General features: G+C 71.1%; 17 protein-coding genes and 1 tRNA gene. 10 read left to right on the forward strand and 8 right to left on the reverse strand.

Features of this window, described 5'->3' with window-relative positions:
• The first annotated feature begins 7 nt into the window (after window positions 1-7).
• The 3 genes from ABG085_RS11540 to ABG085_RS11550 all read left to right on the forward strand — a co-directional run bounded on the left by ABG085_RS11540 (window position 8) and on the right by ABG085_RS11550 (window position 1,195).
• Window positions 8-214, forward strand: a complete 207-nt coding sequence (locus ABG085_RS11540; protein WP_347975885.1) for a PLDc N-terminal domain-containing protein — start codon at window positions 8-10, stop codon at window positions 212-214.
• Between the two features lie 68 nt (window positions 215-282).
• Window positions 283-364: transfer RNA gene (locus ABG085_RS11545), tRNA-Leu, on the forward strand.
• Window positions 365-409: 45 nt separating this feature from the next.
• Window positions 410-1,195 (forward strand): DedA family protein, encoded by a 786-nt coding sequence (locus tag ABG085_RS11550; protein ID WP_347975886.1) that lies wholly within the window; start codon window positions 410-412, stop codon window positions 1,193-1,195.
• Between the two features lie 27 nt (window positions 1,196-1,222).
• Here ABG085_RS11550 and ABG085_RS11555 read toward each other — a convergent pair whose 3' ends face one another.
• Window positions 1,223-2,149, reverse strand: a complete 927-nt coding sequence (locus ABG085_RS11555; protein ID WP_347975887.1) for a Ku protein — start codon at window positions 2,147-2,149, stop codon at window positions 1,223-1,225.
• 71 nt (window positions 2,150-2,220) lie between these two features.
• Between ABG085_RS11555 and ABG085_RS11560 the strand changes: the two genes are divergently transcribed.
• A complete protein-coding gene (locus tag ABG085_RS11560) occupies window positions 2,221-4,848 on the forward strand; it encodes an ATP-dependent DNA ligase (protein WP_347975888.1) in 2,628 nt (875 codons plus the stop codon).
• An 11-nt stretch (window positions 4,849-4,859) separates the two neighbouring features.
• Here the strand turns inward: ABG085_RS11560 and ABG085_RS11565 are convergent, their stop codons facing one another.
• From ABG085_RS11565 to murI, 4 genes are all read right to left on the reverse strand, one after another.
• A complete protein-coding gene (locus ABG085_RS11565) occupies window positions 4,860-5,771 on the reverse strand; it encodes a cation diffusion facilitator family transporter (protein WP_347975889.1) in 912 nt (303 codons plus the stop codon).
• 94 nt (window positions 5,772-5,865) lie between these two features.
• Window positions 5,866-6,555, reverse strand: coding sequence for an RdgB/HAM1 family non-canonical purine NTP pyrophosphatase (rdgB, locus tag ABG085_RS11570; RefSeq protein WP_347975890.1), 690 nt, complete (start codon window positions 6,553-6,555; stop codon window positions 5,866-5,868).
• Entirely contained in the window at window positions 6,552-7,307 is a 756-nt protein-coding gene (gene rph, locus ABG085_RS11575) for a ribonuclease PH (RefSeq protein ID WP_347975891.1), read from the reverse strand. The genes rdgB and rph overlap by 4 nt, the downstream gene beginning before the upstream one ends.
• 102 nt (window positions 7,308-7,409) lie before the next feature.
• Window positions 7,410-8,237, reverse strand: coding sequence for a glutamate racemase (murI, locus tag ABG085_RS11580; RefSeq protein ID WP_347975893.1), 828 nt, complete (start codon window positions 8,235-8,237; stop codon window positions 7,410-7,412).
• A gap of 41 nt (window positions 8,238-8,278) precedes the next feature.
• On the opposite strand from murI, the gene ABG085_RS11585 reads away from it, so the two are divergent.
• Complete coding sequence (locus ABG085_RS11585) at window positions 8,279-9,628, forward strand: nicotinate phosphoribosyltransferase (RefSeq protein WP_347975895.1); 1,350 nt, start codon at window positions 8,279-8,281, stop codon at window positions 9,626-9,628.
• 73 nt (window positions 9,629-9,701) lie between these two features.
• Here ABG085_RS11585 and ABG085_RS11590 read toward each other — a convergent pair whose 3' ends face one another.
• From ABG085_RS11590 to ABG085_RS11600, 3 genes are read right to left on the reverse strand one after another with little or no spacing between them, the layout of a single operon-like run.
• Window positions 9,702-9,968: a DUF3039 domain-containing protein gene (locus tag ABG085_RS11590; RefSeq protein WP_163617487.1), complete on the reverse strand. Its 267-nt coding sequence runs from the start codon at window positions 9,966-9,968 to the stop codon at window positions 9,702-9,704.
• Window positions 9,969-10,018: 50 nt separating this feature from the next.
• The gene (locus ABG085_RS11595; protein WP_347975896.1) at window positions 10,019-11,584 is read right to left on the reverse strand and encodes a hypothetical protein; all 1,566 of its coding nucleotides are present in this window, start codon (window positions 11,582-11,584) and stop codon (window positions 10,019-10,021) included.
• The gene (locus tag ABG085_RS11600; RefSeq protein WP_347975897.1) at window positions 11,560-13,095 is read right to left on the reverse strand and encodes an ATP-binding cassette domain-containing protein; all 1,536 of its coding nucleotides are present in this window, start codon (window positions 13,093-13,095) and stop codon (window positions 11,560-11,562) included. Before ABG085_RS11600 ends, ABG085_RS11595 begins: the two co-directional genes overlap by 25 nt.
• Window positions 13,096-13,291: 196 nt before the next feature.
• Between ABG085_RS11600 and ABG085_RS11605 the strand changes: the two genes are divergently transcribed.
• The 5 genes from ABG085_RS11605 to ABG085_RS11625 all read left to right on the forward strand — a co-directional run bounded on the left by ABG085_RS11605 (window position 13,292) and on the right by ABG085_RS11625 (window position 17,110).
• A complete protein-coding gene (locus ABG085_RS11605) occupies window positions 13,292-13,984 on the forward strand; it encodes a phosphocholine cytidylyltransferase family protein (protein ID WP_347975898.1) in 693 nt (230 codons plus the stop codon).
• Between the two features lie 64 nt (window positions 13,985-14,048).
• On the forward strand, window positions 14,049-14,957 hold the full coding sequence (locus ABG085_RS11610) for a hypothetical protein (protein ID WP_347975899.1): 909 nt from the start codon (window positions 14,049-14,051) through the stop codon (window positions 14,955-14,957).
• Between the two features lie 113 nt (window positions 14,958-15,070).
• Window positions 15,071-15,373: a hypothetical protein gene (locus ABG085_RS11615; protein WP_347975900.1), complete on the forward strand. Its 303-nt coding sequence runs from the start codon at window positions 15,071-15,073 to the stop codon at window positions 15,371-15,373.
• A 34-nt stretch (window positions 15,374-15,407) separates the two neighbouring features.
• The gene (locus ABG085_RS11620) at window positions 15,408-15,647 is read left to right on the forward strand and encodes a hypothetical protein (protein ID WP_347975901.1); all 240 of its coding nucleotides are present in this window, start codon (window positions 15,408-15,410) and stop codon (window positions 15,645-15,647) included.
• A gap of 71 nt (window positions 15,648-15,718) precedes the next feature.
• A complete protein-coding gene (locus ABG085_RS11625; RefSeq protein ID WP_347975902.1) occupies window positions 15,719-17,110 on the forward strand; it encodes a phosphotransferase in 1,392 nt (463 codons plus the stop codon).
• Window positions 17,111-17,140 lie beyond the last annotated feature (30 nt).

A 17,140-nucleotide genomic window follows, 5' to 3' on the forward strand; every position in this document is an offset into this window, starting at 1 on the left:
GACGATGATGACGAAGACAGAACTGACGCCGGCGGCGAAGGCAGGCCTCGGCGTCGTCGGCCTCGTGCAGGTCGTGTTCGCATTCCTGGCGTTCTGGGATCTCTCCCACCGCGAGGCCGACGAGGTGCGCGGGCCGAAGGCGGCGTGGATCCCGGCGATCCTCGTGAACTGGATCGGCCCGGCGAGTTACTTCCTGTTCGGCATCCGCCGCTGATCCACGCCCGAAGCGGGGGCCAGCCCCACAGCCGAGCCCCAGTCCCCTCAGTAGACTGAGAGCCACTTGCGGGAGTGGTGAAATCGGCAGACACGCAGGATTTAGGTTCCTGTGCCTTCGGGCGTGTGGGTTCAAGTCCCACCTTCCGCACGCGAGTTCTCGCATCCTCCGCCGACCGACGACGGGAAACCCATCGTGCACGCTGTTCCCACCGCCTTGATCCCCTGGCTGGATCCGGCCGCCATCATCGAATGGGCGGGCCCCTGGGCGCTCGTCGCCGTGTGCTTCATCGTCTTCGCCGAGACGGGCCTGCTCATCGGATTCCTCCTCCCCGGCGACACGCTCCTCGTCATCTCGGGCCTGCTGTCGCACCCGCAGTCGTATGCGCCGCACGGCGTGTTCGCCATCAGCGTGTGGTGGGTGGCGCTGCTGATCGGTCTCGCCGCCTTCGTCGGCGGAGAGGTCGGCTACTACATCGGCCACAAGGGCGGGCCGGCGGTGTTCGAGAAGAAGGAATCCGGGCTCTTCAGCGTCAAGAACGTCGAGCGCACGAACGCGTTCTTCGAGCGGTTCGGCGGACTGACCATCATCCTGGCCCGCTTCGTGCCGATCGTGCGCACCTTCGCCCCCGTCGCGGCGGGCGTCGGGCACATGAACAAGTGGAAGTACACGCTCTACAACTTCATCGGCGCGGTGCTGTGGGGCTTCGGTCTCACCATGTTCGGCTACGCCATCGGGTTCATCCCGCCGGTCGCCACCTTCGTCGAGAACTACATCGACCTGATCCTGCTCGCCGCGGTCGGCGGCACGGCGCTCGTGACGCTGTGGCACTACTTCCGCGAGCGCAGCAAGGCGAAGAAGGCCGCGCTCGCCGGCGAGGATGTCGTCACCGACCACAGCGAGGCCGAGGCGCTCGTCCTCGACTCCGAGGTGTTCGACCGCGGCCCCGAGCACCACGAGGGCGGCGCCCCGAGGGCCTGACCCGACGAGGGGCCCAGGCGGGATCCGTCAGGAGGCCTTCTTCTTGGCGGCCGGCTTCTTCGCCGACGACTTCGCTGCGGGCTTCTTCGCGGATGCCTTGGCAGCCGGCTTCTCGTCGGCGCCGGCATCCTTCTTGCCCGACGCCTTCGATCCGCCGCCTTCGCGAGCCGCGCGCGACTTCTCGACGCTGGCACGCAGCGCGGCCATGAGGTCGATGACCTCGCCGCCCGCGCCCTCTTCCTCCTGCTCGCCGAACGTCTCGGAGGTGTCGAGCGCGTCGCCCTGCTCGAGCTTCGCCTCGATCAGGGTGCGCAGCTCCTGCTGGTACTCGTCGGTGAACTCCTCGGGATCGAAGTCGCTCGAGAAGCTCTCGACGAGGGATGCCGACAGCTCGAGCTCCTTCGCCGAGATCCGGACGCTCTCATCCAAGGCGGGAAACGCCGCCTCACGCACCTCGTCGGCCCACAGCAGGGTCTGCAGCACGAGCACGTCGCCGCGCACCCGGAGGGCGGCCAAGCGGGTCTTCTGCCGCAGCGAGAACCGGACGATCGCCGTGCGGTCGGTCTGCTCGAGCGTCTTGCGCAGCAGCACGTACGCCTTGGGCGAGCTCGAGTCGGGCTCGAGGTAGTACGCGCGATCGAGGGTCAGCAGATCGATCTGCTCGCTCGGCACGAACTCGACGACGTCGATCTCGCGGCTCTTCTCGGCCGGGAGCGACGCGAGGTCCTCTTTGGTCAGCACGACGGTCTTGTCGCCGTCGTCGTAGGCCTTGTCGATGTCGGAGTACGGCACGACCTCGCCGTCGATCTCGCACACCCGCTGGTAGCGGATGCGCCCGCCGTCCTTGTTGTGCACCTGATGCAGCGACACGTCGTGTTCCTCGGTCGCGGAGTACACCTTCACCGGCACGTTGACGAGCCCGAACGTCAGTGCACCCTTCCAGATCGCCCTCATCACACCAGTGAACACCAGGCCGGCGACACCGGACCACCCCTTGCGGGACGCGACGAAGATAATCTGTGCGCATGGCGGGCGACGAGCAGCTGGTGCGCATCGGCGGCCGGCGCCTGCGCATCACGAACCTCGACAAGGTGCTCTACCCCGAGTCGGGCACCACCAAGGGCGAGGTCATCGACTACTACTCGCGCATCGGCGAGGTGCTGATCCCCCACGTCATCGGCCGCCCGGTGACCCGCAAGCGCTGGCCCGACGGCGTCGGCACCGCGGAGGACCCCGGCATGGTCTTCTTCGCGAAGGACCTCGAGCGCGGCGCGCCCTCATGGGTGAGGCGGATGCCGATCCCCCACTCCACGGGAACCAAGGAGTATCCGCTGGTCGGCGACATCCCGACGCTCGTCTACCTCGCGCAGGTGGCCAGTCTCGAGCTGCACGTGCCGCAGTGGCGCTTCGCCCCGGACGGCGATCGCGGACCCGCCGACCGGCTCGTCCTCGATCTGGATCCGGGGCCGGGCGCCGGCCTGCAGGAGTGCGCCGTCGTCGCAGGCTGGGCGCGCGACATCCTTCTCGGCATGGGGCTCGAGCCGTATCCGGTCACGAGCGGGAGCAAGGGCATCCATCTCTACACGGCGTTGCCGCCCGGCCAGTCGACCGAGCAGGCGTCCGCGCTCGCGAACGAGCTCGCCCGCGCGATCGAGGCCGACCACCGCGACCTCGTCGTGAGCAGCATGAAGAAGAGCGAGCGCCACGGGAAGGTGCTCATCGACTGGAGCCAGAACAACGGGTCGAAGACCACGATCGCGCCGTACTCGCTCCGCGGCCGCGCCCACCCCACGGTCGCCGCGCCCCGCACCTGGGACGAGCTCGACGACCCGCAGCTGCGCCACCTCGAGTTCACCGAGGTGCTCGAGCGCATCGAGACCATCGGCGATCCGATGGCGGCGCTCGGCTTCCACGCCGGCGGGCGCGAGGCCGAGTCCGGGCCCCTGTCGGCCTACATCTCCAAGCGCAGCGCGCAGCGCACGCCCGAGCCCGTGCCGGCGAACCCCCTGGGTGCGACGCCGTCGGGCGAGCGGCCGCGCTTCGTGATCCAGGAGCACCACGCCAGCCGCCTGCACTGGGACTTCCGCCTCGAACGCGACGGCGTGCTGGTGAGCTGGGCGGTGCCGCGCGGCGTCCCGCACTCGTACAAGCGCAACAACCTCGCCGTCATGACCGAGGATCACCCGATGGAGTACGCGACCTTCGAGGGCACGATCCCCGCCGGTGAGTACGGCGGCGGCACGGTGACCATCTGGGACGACGGCCGCTACGACCTCGAGAAGTGGCGCGACGACGAGATCATCGCGACGCTCGAAGGGCGGCCCGGTGGGCCGCTCGGGCGCGTGCGCCTCGCGCTGATCCGCACCGAGGGCGAGGGCGAGAAGTCCAGCTGGCTGCTGCACCGGATGAAGACGGATGCCGACGGCCGGCCGCAGCCGGACGGCATCGTCGTCGAGGCCACTCCCCAAGCCGACGAGCCGCGCCCGGCGCCCCGCGCCGGCCACGAGCGGCGTGCGTCGTCCCCGGTCGCGGAGCCCCGGCCCGCGGCATCCGGAACAGGAGATCCGGCGCCGACAGGACGATCGCGCGCACGGCGTCCTGTCGGCGGCAGAACACCTGATCCGGGCAACGACGGCGTCGACGCTGCCGCTGAACCTTCGACGACGCCGCTGCCTCAGGGCGAGGAACTGCGCCCGATGCTGTCGACGACGGCGACGCCCGCCGTGGCGCGTGCCGCCTCGGAGCGCTGGGGCGAGCCGGCGTGGGTCGAGATGAAATGGGACGGGATCCGCGCCGTCGGCGCGTGGGACGGTCACCGGCTGCGGCTCTTCGCCCGCAGCGGCAACGAGGTGAGCCACCGGTACCCCGAGATCACGGCGGTCGACGCCGGCCTCGGCCGCGAGCCGGCCGTGCTGGACGGCGAGCTGGTCGCGCTCGAGCCCGACGGCCGGCCCAGCTTCCCGCTGCTGCAGACCCGCATGAACCTCGAGCGCGCGGGCGACATCGCGCGGGAGGCGCGGCGCACGCCGGTGCGCTACTACCTCTTCGACATCCTCGCGCACGACGGCGACGATCTCGCCGACCTCCCGCTGCGCGAACGACGGGATGTGCTCGAGGCGGTGGTGGCGGCATCCGTCGACGCGATCGCCGTTCCTCCGGTGTTCGACGATGTCGACGCGGCCCTGGATACGAGCGTGCAGCTGCGGCTCGAGGGAATCGTCGTCAAGGATCCCGGCTCGCGCTACGTGCGCGGCGGCCGCGCCGAGTCGTGGCTGAAGGTGAAGATCACCCGCACCCAGGAAGTGGTGATCGCGGGGATCCGTCCCGGCAAGGGCGGGCGCAGCAGCACCTTCGGATCGCTTCTGCTCGGCATCCCCGACGAGGACGGCCTGCGCTACGCCGGCCGCGTCGGCACGGGCTTCAGCGACTCGACGCTCGCGACGCTGATGAAGAAGCTGCTGCCGTTGCGCACCGACGACAATCCGCTGACGGGCGTGCCTCCGCTCGACGCCCGCGACGCCCTCTGGGTGCGGCCTGAGCTCGTCGGCGAGGTGGAGTACGGGGAGTTCACGCCGGCCGGCATCCTCCGCCATCCGCGGTGGCGGGGTCTGCGCCCCGACAAGCGCCCCGACGAGGTACGCCGCGAGGACTGACCGGCTGCCGCTCAGGCGTGGGCGTCGTGCTCGACGTGACCGGCGGGCTCGAGCTGGAAGGTCGAGTGCTCCACGTCGAAGTGCTGCGACAGACAGGTCTGCAGACCGCTCAGGATGCCGGCTGCCCGGCCGTCCGCGAGCGCGGCGTCGTCGACCACGACGTGGGCCGTGAACACGGGTGCGCCGCGGGTCAGCTGCCACACATGCACATCGTGCACGTCGACGACGCCCGGGGTGGTGAGGATGTGGTCGCGGATCTCCCGCACGTGCGTGCCCTTCGGCGCCGACTCGGCGAGCACCGACAGGACCTCCCCGAGCAGCCGGATGGCGCGGGGCACGATCATCGCCGCGATGAAGAGCGACGCGATCGCGTCGGCCTGGTCCCATCCCGTGGTGAGGACGACGATCGCCGCGACGATGACGGCACCCGAGCCGATCAGGTCGCCGAGAACCTCGAGGTACGCGCCTCGCACGTTGATGCTGTGCCGCTGCGCCGCGCCGAGCAGCCACATCGCGACGGCGTTCGCCACGAGACCGATGAGGGCGACCACCAGCATGAGTCCGCCGGCGACCTCGGCGTCGTCCGGGTTCAGCAGGCGCGAGACGCCTTCATACGCCACCCACGCGGACAGCAGGATGAGGATGATGCCGTTGACCAGGGCGCCGAAGACCTCGGCCCGCTGATAGCCGAAGGTGCGGCGGTCGTTGGCCGGCCGTGCGGCGACCGTGCTTGCGACGAGGGCGATCACGAGGGCCGCGGCATCCGTGAACATGTGCGCCGCGTCCGCGAAGAGCGCGAGGGATCCCGACAGCGCTGCCCCGACGATCTGCACCACCATGACGGTGGCGGTGATCGCCAGCGAGATCCCGAGGAGGCGGCGGCTGCCGGCCCCGCGGATCCCGGTCGGCGCGTGATCGTGCATGCGCCCAGGCTAAGCCCGTGACCGCCCCCGAACGCGCCGTTCCGGCTAGTCGGGAATGATCGTGATTCTCAGTCGCAGTGCCACCGGTGGCGGGTCACAGCTCCGCGAGCAGCGGCCCGAGCGCCTCGAAGGCGCGGGCGCGATGGGATGCCGCATTCTTCTCGAGAGCGGTCCACTCGCCGACCGTCCGCTCGGCGTCGGGCGCCTGCCCGTCGGGGATGAAGATCGGGTCGTAGCCGAAGCCGCCCTCGCCCGCGGCCGCCTCCGCCAGGCGACCCGGCCACACGCCCTCCACCACGCTCTCGCGCGAGGCGTCACCCGGCACCACGAACGCGATCGTCGAGACGAACTGGGCGGTGCGGTGCGGATCGCGGATGTCGGACAGCTGGTCGAGCAGCAGCTCCAGGTTGGCCGCGGCATCCTTCGCGTGTCCTGCCCAGTAAGCCGAGAACACCCCGGGTGCGCCGCCGAGCACGTCGACGCAGATGCCGGAGTCGTCGGCGAGAGCCGGCAGACCGGTGTGCTCCGCCGCGGCGCGCGCCTTGATCAGCGCGTTCTCGGCGAACGTGACGCCGTCTTCAACCGGCTCGGGGCCGCTGTAGGCCACGACGAACAGATCCGGGCGCGTGGCCGCGACGATCGCCTGGAACTCCTCGACCTTGTGACGGTTGTGCGTCGCGAGCACGATCTGGCGTACGACGCCGTCCGCGTCCGCGTCCGCGGCGGCCGTCTGGGCCTCCGCCGCGGCGATGGCCTCGGCCATGTCGTCCGGGTGGGCGGTCATGCCGCGCCCTCGGCCGCTCCCTCGCCGAGCGCGGCGAGCTGGCGCGTGCGCAGGTCGGCGCAGCCGTTGACGCCGAGTTCGAGGAGGGCGTCGAGTTCGCGCTTGTCGAAGGGCGCGCCCTCGGCGGTGCCCTGCACCTCGACGAAGAGACCGCGACCGGTGACGACGATGTTCATGTCTGTCTCGGCGCGGACGTCCTCGACGTAGGCCAGGTCGAGCATCGGCTCGCCGTCGATGATGCCGACCGACACGGCCGACACCGAGTCGAACAGCACCTGCGCCTTCTGCCCGATGAACTTCTTGCGCCGACCCCACTCGATCGCGTCCGCCAGGGCGACGTAGGCGCCGGTGATGGCCGCCGTGCGCGTGCCGCCGTCGGCCTGCAGCACGTCGCAGTCGATCACGATCGTGTTCTCGCCGAGTGCCTTGGTGTCGACGACGGCGCGAAGCGCCCGGCCGATCAGGCGCGAGATCTCGTGCGTCCGGCCACCGATCTTGCCCTTGACGCTCTCGCGGTCGTTGCGCTCGTTCGTGGCGCGCGGCAGCATCGCGTACTCGGCGGTGATCCAGCCCTTGCCCTTGCCCGAGAGCCAGCGCGGCACGCCGTTGGTGAACGACGCCGTGCACAGCACCTTCGTGTTGCCGAACGAGATCAAAGCCGACCCTTCGGCCTGGCTCGACCAGCCGCGCTCGATGGTGATGGGACGCAGCTGGTCGACGGTGCGGCCGTCGGCGCGGGTGATGTCGGTCATTTCTCTCCTCTGACGATGCGCATGTCCCGAATTCGATCGCTTCCCGATGCCGGGGGCGGTGATTTTCGGGACATGGTGCGGGGATTGTGGGACACGGATGCCTCAGCCGAGCCGCGTCGGCAGGTCGATGGCGCCGGTCTGCACCAGTCGGACCGCGCTGACCTCGCGGCCCATGAGCCGGTGGGCGAGGCGCAGGAACTCGTCGGCGGACGCGCCGGTGGCTTCGTAGACGTGCTGGGGCTCGGCATCCGGACCCGCGAGCAGGTCGCGGGAGACCAGCTGACGGTAGACGTCCTTCGCGGTCTCGGTGTCGCTCGAGACGAGGCTCACGTCGGGGCCCATGACGTAGCTGATCGCGCCCTCGAGGAACGGGTAGTGCGTGCAGCCGAGCACGAGGGTGTCGACGCCGGCGTGACGAAGGGGCGCCAGGTACTCCTCGGCGACCGCGAGCACCTCGGGCGAGCCGGTCACGCCGGCCTCCACGAACTCCACGAACCGCGGGCAGGCCTGCGCGAAGACCGTGAGCCGTTCGTTCACCCCGAGCATGTCCTGGTAGGCGCCCGAGCTGATGGTGCCGGCGGTGCCGATGACCCCGACACGGCCGTTGCGAGTCGTCGACATCGCAGTCCGAACGGCGGGGTTGATCACCTCGACGACCGGGACGTCATAGCGCTCGCGCGCGTCGCGCAGCATGGCGGCCGACGCGGTGTTGCACGCGATCACGAGCATCTTGACGCCCTGGGCCACCAGCTCGTCCAGCACCTCGAGCGCGTAGCGGCGCACATCCGCGATGGGCTTCGGCCCGTAGGGCGAACGCGCCGTGTCGCCGATGTAGAGGATCGACTCCTGCGGCAGTTGGGCCGAGACGGCCCGCGCGACGGTGAGTCCGCCGACTCCGGAGTCGAAGATTCCGATCGGCGCGTCGTTCACGATGCCCCAGCCTACGCCAGCCGCTCACTAGGCTGGCCCGCATGACCCACGGGCACGCTTCGCGAGAGGGCGCCTCCACCGCCCTGCTGACCGACCGCTACGAGCTCACCATGGTCGACGCGGCCCTGCGCGACGGCACGGCCGGCCGCCGCTGCGTGTTCGAGCTCTTCGGCCGGCGACTGTCGGCAGGCAGGCGCTTCGGCGTGGTCGCCGGCACCGGCCGGCTGCTGTCGCTGATCCGCGACTTCCGCTTCGCCGACGCAGAGCTGCGGTTCCTCCGTGACGAGAAGGTGGTGGATGCCGCCACCCTCGACTTCCTCGAGGGCTACCGCTTCACCGGCTCGATCACCGGCTACCGCGAGGGCGAGCTGTACTTCCCCGGCTCCCCCATCCTGACGATCGAGGGCACGTTCGCCGAGGCCGTCGTGCTCGAGACGCTCGCGCTGAGCGTGCTCAACCACGACTCCGCCATCGCGACCGCGGCCGCGCGCATGAGCGTGGCCGCCGGCGACCGGCCCCTTGCCGAGATGGGCTCCCGCCGCGCCGCGGAGGGGTCGGCGGTGGCCGCCGCACGCGCCGCCTACATCGCCGGTTTCGCCGCCACCTCGAACCTCGAAGCCGGCCGGTGCTGGGGGATCCCCACGATGGGCACCGCGGCGCACTCGTGGACGCTGCTGCACGACACCGAAGAGGGCGCCTTCCGCGCCCAGATCGAGGCGCTGGGCGTGGGTACCACGCTGCTCGTCGACACATACGACATCCGCCGGGGCGTCGAGACGGCCGTGCGCATCGCCGGCACGGGGCTCGGGGGCGTGCGCATCGATTCCGGCGACCTGCCCACGGTCGCGGCCGAGGTGCGCGCGCAGCTCGACGAGCTCGGAGCGACCGGCACCCGCATCACTGTGACGAGCGACCTCGACGAGTACGCGATCGCGGCCCTCGCGGCATCCCCGGTCGACTCGTACGGCGTGGGCACCTCCGTGGTGACGGGATCGGGCACCCCGACCGCCGGCATGGTCTACAAGCTGGTCGCCCGGCAGGGCGACGACGGCGGGTGGGTCGGCGTGGCGAAGGCGTCGACCGACAAGGGATCGAAGGGCGGGCGCAAGGCGGCGTTCCGCACCCTGGACGACGGCACGGCCACGAGCGAGCTCATCGTCGTGTCCGACGGCTTCGAAGCCCTCGACACCGGGGCGGCGCACCCGGGAGCGCGCCCGCTGCAGGTGCCGCTCGTGACCGACGGCGCACCGGATACCGTGTTCGAGGGCAACGCGGGCGTGGAAGCCGCCCGGGCGCACCACGCGCGCGTGCGCGAGGAGCTTCCCGTGCGCGCGCTGGCCCTCAGCCGCTCCGACCCGGCGATCCCGACGGTCTACGCCGACGCGGAGTGACGCTCATGCGAGGTCCGGGCTCACACCTGCGCGCTCAGCGCGGGCTCGCACCCGCACGCTCCGACGGCCGGAGTCAGGCGCCGAGGGACTCGTAGATCTCTTTGCAGGTCGGGCAGACCGGGAACTTCTCGGGATCGCGGCCGGGCGTCCACTTCTTGCCACACAGCGCACGCACCGGCTTGCCGGTGATCGCGGACTCGAGGATCTTGTCCTTCTTCACATAATGCGAGAAGCGCTCGTGGTCACCCGGCTCGATGTTCTCTTCTTTGAGGAGCTCTTCGAGCTCGCGATCGAGGGTCGCGATACCGCCCTGATCAGGGCTGTCCAGCGGGGTGCTCATGGTCTGTCAGTGTAGCCGGGGCCGACCGGTGTCGGGCCCGTCCGGACGACTCAGGTCGACTCCGCGAACTCCATCAGCCGCCCGCCCCGACGCTCGAACGCGATCGCCCCGACGGTGATGCCGACGAGCAGCACACCGAGTCCGATGGCGAGGCCGCCCCACAGCGCCATCTCCGCGGCAGCCGTGTCGCCCTGCAGCGCGAGCCACCCGCACCACAGCACCGGCGCCGACAGGACGAGCGCGCCGAGCATGACGGCGCCCTGCGCGACCGCGCCCGCGGCGCTCGTGCGCTGGGGCTGCTGGAACGGGCTCTCACCCGGCCGCGACACCGCGTACGGCGCGACCACCGATGAGATGCTCGACAGCCCCAGACCCGACAGGAACAGGGCGGCGCACACCCCGGTGAGCGCCGGAAGCACCGCCCACCGCCCGTGCAGCGTCGTCGCGACCGGAATGGCCACCGCCAGCAGCGGCACACCGACGAGGAGCACCGGCACCAGGCGCCCGACCCGGTCGGAGACGCCGCGCACGCCGCTCGCGATGTGCATCCAGACCGCCGTGGAGTCGTACGCGAGGTCGTCGTGCGGCAGCCACCCGAGGAAGAGCGCGGCGAACGGCACCGGCACGAGCGCGACGAGCTCGGGCGGCACGCCCGCGATGAGCAGCGGCACCACCGTGATCACCGCCGCGAACGGGATCACCAGTCCGTTGACGACGTAGCGGCGATCCCCGAACCAGTAGATGAGGCTGCGGGCGGCCACGGCACCCCCCGGCGTTCCCGGCGCCACGCCGAACCACCCCAGCCCGCCGCGGGCACGGCCCGACGTGGGCCGCTCGGTCGTCGTGAGCAGCCGTCTGACAGCCCAGGCCCAGAGCAGCGCGAGCACCACGATGGTCGCCACGGCGACGAGTGCAGGGAGCCAGGCGTCGCCGCCGACGGCCACCACTCCCGGAAGCGCCCAGGCCGCGCCGAGCGGCGTCAGTGCCAGCAGATCCACGGCCTCGAGCAGCTGCGGCGGCACGGCGCCCTGCCATTCGAGGGATGCCAGGAACACACCCACCGGCACCACCACCACCAGCACCACGAGCACGAACACGCCCGACAGCTCGCGAGATCGCCGATCGCGCAGGAACAGCGACGCCAGGGCCATGCACAGGCGGGCGAGCAGCGTACAGGTGAGGACTCCCAGGACCACGCTGAGGATGCCGATGGGCACCGGCACGCCGTGGTCGGCCCAGACGATCGCGGCGCACACTGCGACGGCGACCAGCACCATGATCGGCACGCTGAGGAGCCCGGCGACGGCGAGCACCGCTGCGAGGCCACCCCGAGGCAGGCCGAACAGCGCGAACCGCCGCGGATCCAGCGGATCGTCGACCGCTCCGAACAGGGGTGCGAGCGCGAAGCCGAGCGTGACCGCGGAGCCGCCGAGCACGGTGACCGCCAGCACCTCCTCGGTGGCGGCATCCCGCAGCGTCAGCAGGGCCCAGCACGCCGCGACCGTCGCGGCGAGGAGGAGGACCAGCGCGCCGACCACACGGACGACGTGCCCTGCGTCCCCGCGGAGCGCGCCGAAGAGCAGCGCGACCCTCAGTCGGAGAACGTGTGCAGCCACTCGAGGCCCTCCACGTCGCTGAGGCCGCCGGCCAGTTCGACGAAGCGCTGCTCGAGCGTGAGCTCACCCCGCACCTCGGCGACGGTGCCCTCCGCGAGCACCTGCCCGGCGACGATGACCGCCACGCGGGTGCAGACCCGTTCGACGAGCTCCATGCCGTGACTCGACAGGATCACCGTGCCGCCGTGAGCCACGTACGCCGAGAGGATGTCGAGGATGATCGAGCTCGAGACCGGGTCGACGGCCTCGAACGGCTCGTCCAGCACGAGCAGGCGCGGCGAGTGGATGAGCGCCCCGGCGAGCATGACCTTCTTCAGCATGCCGGCCGAGTAGTCCGACACGCTCCGGCCGAGGGCGTCTTCGAGATCGAAGGCCCGCGCCAGGTCCGCCGTGCGGCTCTCGACGACGGCGGGAGGCAGCTTCCGCAGCACTCCGTAGTAGTAGAGCAGCTGGCGCCCCGTCAGGCGGTCGAACGTGCGCAGCCGATCGGGCAGCACGCCCATCAGGCGCTTGGCCGCGAGCGGCTTGGCCGCGGCATCCACCCCACCGATGTGGATGGTGCCACGATCGGGTTCGAGAAGGCCCGCGATCATCGAGAGGGTCGTCGTCTTGCCGGCGCCGTTCGGGCCGACCAGCCCGTAGAACGTCCCTGCGGGAACGGTGAGGTCGATGCCGTCGACCGCGTGGGTGCTGCCGAACCGCTTGGTGACGCCGCGGAGCACGAGCGCATCGCCGCCGGTGGCGGGCACCGCCGGGGTTCCGGGAATGACGGATGCCGCAGCCGCCGTGCCGGCGGCCGGGGTGCTCTCGACCAGAGGCGGGACCGACGGCGGCTGAGGCGCGCCGACGGGCGGAACGCCGCGTCGGGGCTCGGAATCGAGGTCCGCCGGCGCAGGCGGGGGCGCGATCGGGGCCGCTGCCTCGGGCGCAGGCTCGGAAACGGGCTCGGGCGCAGGCTCAACCGGCGCCGCGGGCTCGGCCACCGGCGCGGACTCGACCACGGGCTCAGCATCGACCACCGCGGCGGAATCGGCAAGAGGCGTGATGTGCGAGACGTCCTGCCGCGTGGATCCGGGTCCGGGGTGGACCGCGGGGTCGGCCGTGGTGGCGTCGGATGCGGGTCCGGCGTCCGATCTGACCCGGGGTGCTGGCCCGGGTTCGGAATCGTTCTCGCGGGGGCGTACGGGAGCGGCGTCGGCGGGCGGTGAGTCCGTGACCGGCGGAAGAGGCGGACGCGGCGGGACGACGATCCGCGCGGCGGCACTCGCGGCGAGTTCGAGATCGCTCGGAAGCGGCGGCGGCGGACCCGGATCGGGCTGCGGCTCGGCTTTTCGCGCGGGAGTGCGGGGCGTGCGCGGCGTGCCCTTGTCCGAGCGCGGCTTGCGGGGCGGGCGGCGGGGCTTGTCCGTGGCCGGCAGTACCGTGTCCGCGAGGCGCACGGCGTGCGCATCGGAGTGACGGTCCGGCTCATCCGGATCGATGTCATTCGGCACCGGGAGGGAGGCTGTCACCCAACCAACGTATCAAGCGGGCCTGATCCCGGGGCAGTTCATGTCGCCGCGTCGCGGCAATCGCGTTATGTCACAAATCGGCAACGGGAGCCCAACATTATGCGCCTTCCCAGGGGCCATGGATAGCATGGTCCCGGCACGAAGGGGTGTCGCGCCGGTGAACCGGCAGTGAATCACGCACTTCAGGAGAAGACTTTTGACCCTTCAGACCGTCATCCTCGCAGCCGGTATGGGCTCGCGCCTCGGCCGCAGCCTTCCCAAGCCGCTCACCGAGCTGAGCGACGGCCGCAGCATCATGCAGCAGCAGCACGACAACATCCGTGCCACCTTCGGCAGCGACGCCAAGATCACCACCGTGGTGGGCTACCGGGCGGAGACGGTCGTCGAAGCCTTCCCGGACGTGGACTACGTGTACAACGACCGCTACGACCAGACCAACACCTCCAAGAGCCTGCTGCGCGCTCTCGCGAAGACCGGCAAGGGCGGCGTGCTCTGGATGAACGGCGACGTGGTCTTCGATCCGCGCGTCCTCGGCCGCGCCATCGAGCTCATCGAGCGCGACCAGTCGTTCGTCACCGTCAACACCTCGAAGGTCAGCGACGAAGAGGTCAAGTACACCGTCACGGCTGAGGGCTTCATCAAGGAGCTGTCGAAGACGGTCAAGGGCGGCATCGGCGAGGCCGTGGGCATCAACTACATCTCGAGCCGCGACAAGAAGGCGTTCATGCGCCACCTCACGCGCGTCGACGACCAGGACTACTTCGAGCGCGGCCTCGAGCTCGCGATCGCCGAAGACGGCGTGCTGCTCCAGCCGCTCGACATCTCGGACCTGTACGCCGTCGAGGTCGACTTCGCCGAAGACCTCGAGCGCGCGAACCTGTACGTCTGACCCCTGCACGCAGGCGTGTCAACCCTGAGCCGACGTCAGGATCCGGACGCATAGACTCGGCGCGATGAGCGAGAAGGTTCACCGCATCCACTCCCTGCCCGGCGACTCGCCGTGGCAGGGCGGTCTGCCGCCCGCGGGCTCGGACGAGCACCCGTTCACGATCCGGGCGCTCGATCGGGTGCTCTCGATCCAGCGACCCGTCGTGCTCGCGCATCTGCGCAGCGTCCGGCTGCGGCATCCGGATGCCTCCGCCGCCGACATCGTCCGCATCCTCGAGCGACGCTATCTCGCGGCGGTCACGAGCGGCGGCGCGGCGGTGGGTGCGACCGCCGTGGTTCCGGGGATCGGCACCGGCGTCACGCTGGCTCTCAGCGGCGTCGAGACGGTGGCGTTCCTCGAGGCGACGACGCTGTTCGCGCAGTCGGTCGCCGAGGTCCACGGCATCCCGGTCTCGGATCCCGACCGCGCGCGAGCGCTCGTGCTGACCCTCATGCTGGGCAAAGAGGGCATCGACCTCGTTGCGCAGCTCGCCGGACAGGCGGCCGGGCGCGGCCCGAGTCGCTCCGGCTACTGGGGCGAGCTCATCACCAAGTCCCTGCCGCGCGCCGCCGTCGGCCCGCTCGTCGATCGACTCAAGTCGACGTTCATCCGTCAGTTCGCCGCTCGAGGCGGGGCGTCCTGGATCGGCAAAGCGCTGCCCTTCGGGATCGGTGCGGCCATCGGCGGCGTGGGCAACAACATCCTCGGGCGGCGCGTGCTCGTCGGCTCCCGGCGGGCGTTCGGCCTGCCGCCGCTCCAGCTGCCGCCCGAGTTGGAGCCTCGACCGGGCGCCGACCGGGTCGAGCGGATCGCGGGGCGCGGCATCCGTCGCGCCGGCGAGGTCGTGGTCGGCGGGGTGACCCGCACGACGGCCGCGGTCGGAAGCGTCGTGCGGCGCAGGAAGCGCGAGATCGAGGCTCCTTCCGCCGACTGAGGTTCCTCCCCCACACCTCGTCGGAGGGCGCTTCGCAGGGTTCTCCACAGCGAAAGCGTCGTGACCGCGATACCGCCCCCTGCGCGTCGGGGCCGGCTCCTACCGTGGCGGTCATGCTTCGCGCCCTCGATTCGGACGAACCCCCTCCACCGCACGCCTATCGGGTGCCCTGGCGCGTCGACGAGGTCTACGACAGGCATCCGCTCGTCACCAACGCCAGTCGCCTGCCAGTCGATGTCGTGCGCGTCTTCGTCGACGCGGGTGCGGCCTCCCTGACCGAGCACTGGGGCCTGATGCCACCGGGCGACACGGCCGAGCTCTGCCTGTGCGAGGCCGACCCCGGCTCCGCCGTCGTCACGATCGCCTGGCTGCGTCCCGAGGACGGCGAGGAGTATCTGTGGAGATTCGGCATGTGACCCGTGGTGGTGCCGCCGGGGCGAGAATGGCGGTATGGGTCTGTTCAGCCAGCGTCCCGAGGAACCCACCGAGTGGGCGGGTCTGCCGTCCGAACCGGCGCGCGCCGAATCGAGCGCGGAGAGACTTCCGGATGCCGCACCCGTCGATCTGGGCGGCCTGGGGAGCATCGGCCTGCCGGAGTTCGGCGGCGGCGGCGTCATCGAGGCGATCGTGATCCCGGTCACGCCGGTGGCCGGGAGCGATGCCGCAGCGGAGCCTGATTCGAACGATTGACAGCGGCCTCGACTGTAAGCGCTTGCACTCGTCCTCGACATGTCAACCGTCGCGGGCATACGCTCACAGGTATGGACAGCACGTTGGCGTGCCTGGCGGCGTGGATGCCGAGGCAGCGGTGGTACGCCGCGAAGGGCCGCCCGCCGAGCCTCCGCCTGGTGTCGTGGTGGGACATGGCGGTCGATGCCGATGACCTCGGCGAGGCCGACGCAGGTGTGCGCATCCGCACGTTCCTCGTTGCGGACGAAGGCGCGCTTCCGGCCGTGCTCTACCAGATCCCCGTGGTCGAGCGGGCGACGGAGACCGTGAGAGCCGATCCCGACCACACCATCGGCAGTCCGACCCCCGGCACGACCTTCATCGACGGGCCCCATGACCCGGCGTATGCGCAGGCGCTGCTGCGTCTCATCACCCGCGGCGGCACCGCGCGCGGCCCGCAGACGACCGCGATCGCCCGAGTTGTGGCTGCCGACAGCGTTCCCGCACTCGCCACGGCACGGGTGATCAGCGGAGAGCAGTCGAACACCTCCCTCATCTACGAGGGCGTCGGCACTCCCGTCATCTGCAAGGTCTATCGCCAGCTCCACGCGGGACTCAATCCCGACATCGAGCTGCAGGAAGCACTGGCGCGAGCCGGATCGACGCACGTGCCGCGGCCGGTCGGCTCGATCGAGGGAAGCTGGCCCGACCTCACCACCGCACACGGCAGCGTGCGCGGGTCGCTCGCCTTCGCGCAGGAGTACCTGCCGGGCGTCGAGGACGCGTGGCGCGTCGCCCTCCTGGCCGCCGCGCGGGGCGAGGACTTCCGCGCCCAGGCGGGCGCGCTCGGCGCCGCGACCGCTGAGGTGCACGTCGCACTGACCCGCTGCTTCCCGACCCGCAACCCGACCGCAGCCGACCGCGACGCCGCCGCGGCCACCTGGGAGCGACGGCTCGCCATAGCGATCGCCGAGGTGCCGGAGATCGCGGGACAGCGGGATGCCGCAGCCGCCGTGTACCGCCGCGCACTCGAGGTGCCCTGGCCGCCGCTGCAGCGGATCCACGGCGATTACCACCTCGGGCAGGTGCTCCACTCCCCCGAGCGCGGCTGGCTCCTCGTCGATTTCGAAGGCGAACCGCTCCGCCCGATGGCCGAGCGCAGGCAACCGGACTTCGCCCTGCGCGACGTGGCGGGCATGCTCCGCTCGTTCGACTACGTCGCAGGGTCGCTGCGCCTGGACGACCCCGACCGTTCGGCCGATGCGGTGCGGGCGTGGGCTCTCGACGCGCGGGCGGCGTTCGTCGAAGGCTACGCGGAGGCCTCCGGCAGCGGCCTGGACCCGCGGCATCCGCTGCTGGCGGCACTGGAACTCGACAAGGCCGTCTACGAGGCGATCTACGAAGCCCGCAACCGCCCGACCTGGGTCGCCATCCCGCTGCGGGCGATCGCGCGGCTCGTCGAACGCCCGGCACCCGTCACCTGAGCGATCTGTGGCATCAGGAGCCGGAGCGGA

This window comes from Microbacterium sp. ProA8 (assembly GCF_039905635.1).
GTDB lineage: Bacteria > Actinomycetota > Actinomycetes > Actinomycetales > Microbacteriaceae > Microbacterium > Microbacterium chionoecetis.

Bases quoted from the DNA above. Each gene is read 5' to 3' on its own strand.
- rph (WP_347975891.1), bottom strand. From the start codon at position 7,307: ATGACCGACATCACCCGCGCCGACGGCCGCACCGTCGACCAGCTGCGT.
- ABG085_RS11590 (WP_163617487.1), bottom strand. From the start codon at position 9,968: ATGAGCACCCCGCTGGACAGCCCTGATCAGGGCGGTATCGCGACCCTC.
- ABG085_RS11625 (WP_347975902.1), top strand. From the start codon at position 15,719: ATGGACAGCACGTTGGCGTGCCTGGCGGCGTGGATGCCGAGGCAGCGG.
- ABG085_RS11620 (WP_347975901.1), top strand. From the start codon at position 15,408: ATGGGTCTGTTCAGCCAGCGTCCCGAGGAACCCACCGAGTGGGCGGGT.
- rdgB (WP_347975890.1), bottom strand. From the start codon at position 6,555: ATGACCGCCCACCCGGACGACATGGCCGAGGCCATCGCCGCGGCGGAG.
- ABG085_RS11555 (WP_347975887.1), bottom strand. From the start codon at position 2,149: ATGAGGGCGATCTGGAAGGGTGCACTGACGTTCGGGCTCGTCAACGTG.
- ABG085_RS11585 (WP_347975895.1), top strand. From the start codon at position 8,279: ATGACCCACGGGCACGCTTCGCGAGAGGGCGCCTCCACCGCCCTGCTG.
- ABG085_RS11610 (WP_347975899.1), top strand. From the start codon at position 14,049: ATGAGCGAGAAGGTTCACCGCATCCACTCCCTGCCCGGCGACTCGCCG.
- ABG085_RS11615 (WP_347975900.1), top strand. From the start codon at position 15,071: ATGCTTCGCGCCCTCGATTCGGACGAACCCCCTCCACCGCACGCCTAT.
- ABG085_RS11560 (WP_347975888.1), top strand. From the start codon at position 2,221: ATGGCGGGCGACGAGCAGCTGGTGCGCATCGGCGGCCGGCGCCTGCGC.
- ABG085_RS11540 (WP_347975885.1), top strand. From the start codon at position 8: ATGACGAAGACAGAACTGACGCCGGCGGCGAAGGCAGGCCTCGGCGTC.
- ABG085_RS11565 (WP_347975889.1), bottom strand. From the start codon at position 5,771: ATGCACGATCACGCGCCGACCGGGATCCGCGGGGCCGGCAGCCGCCGC.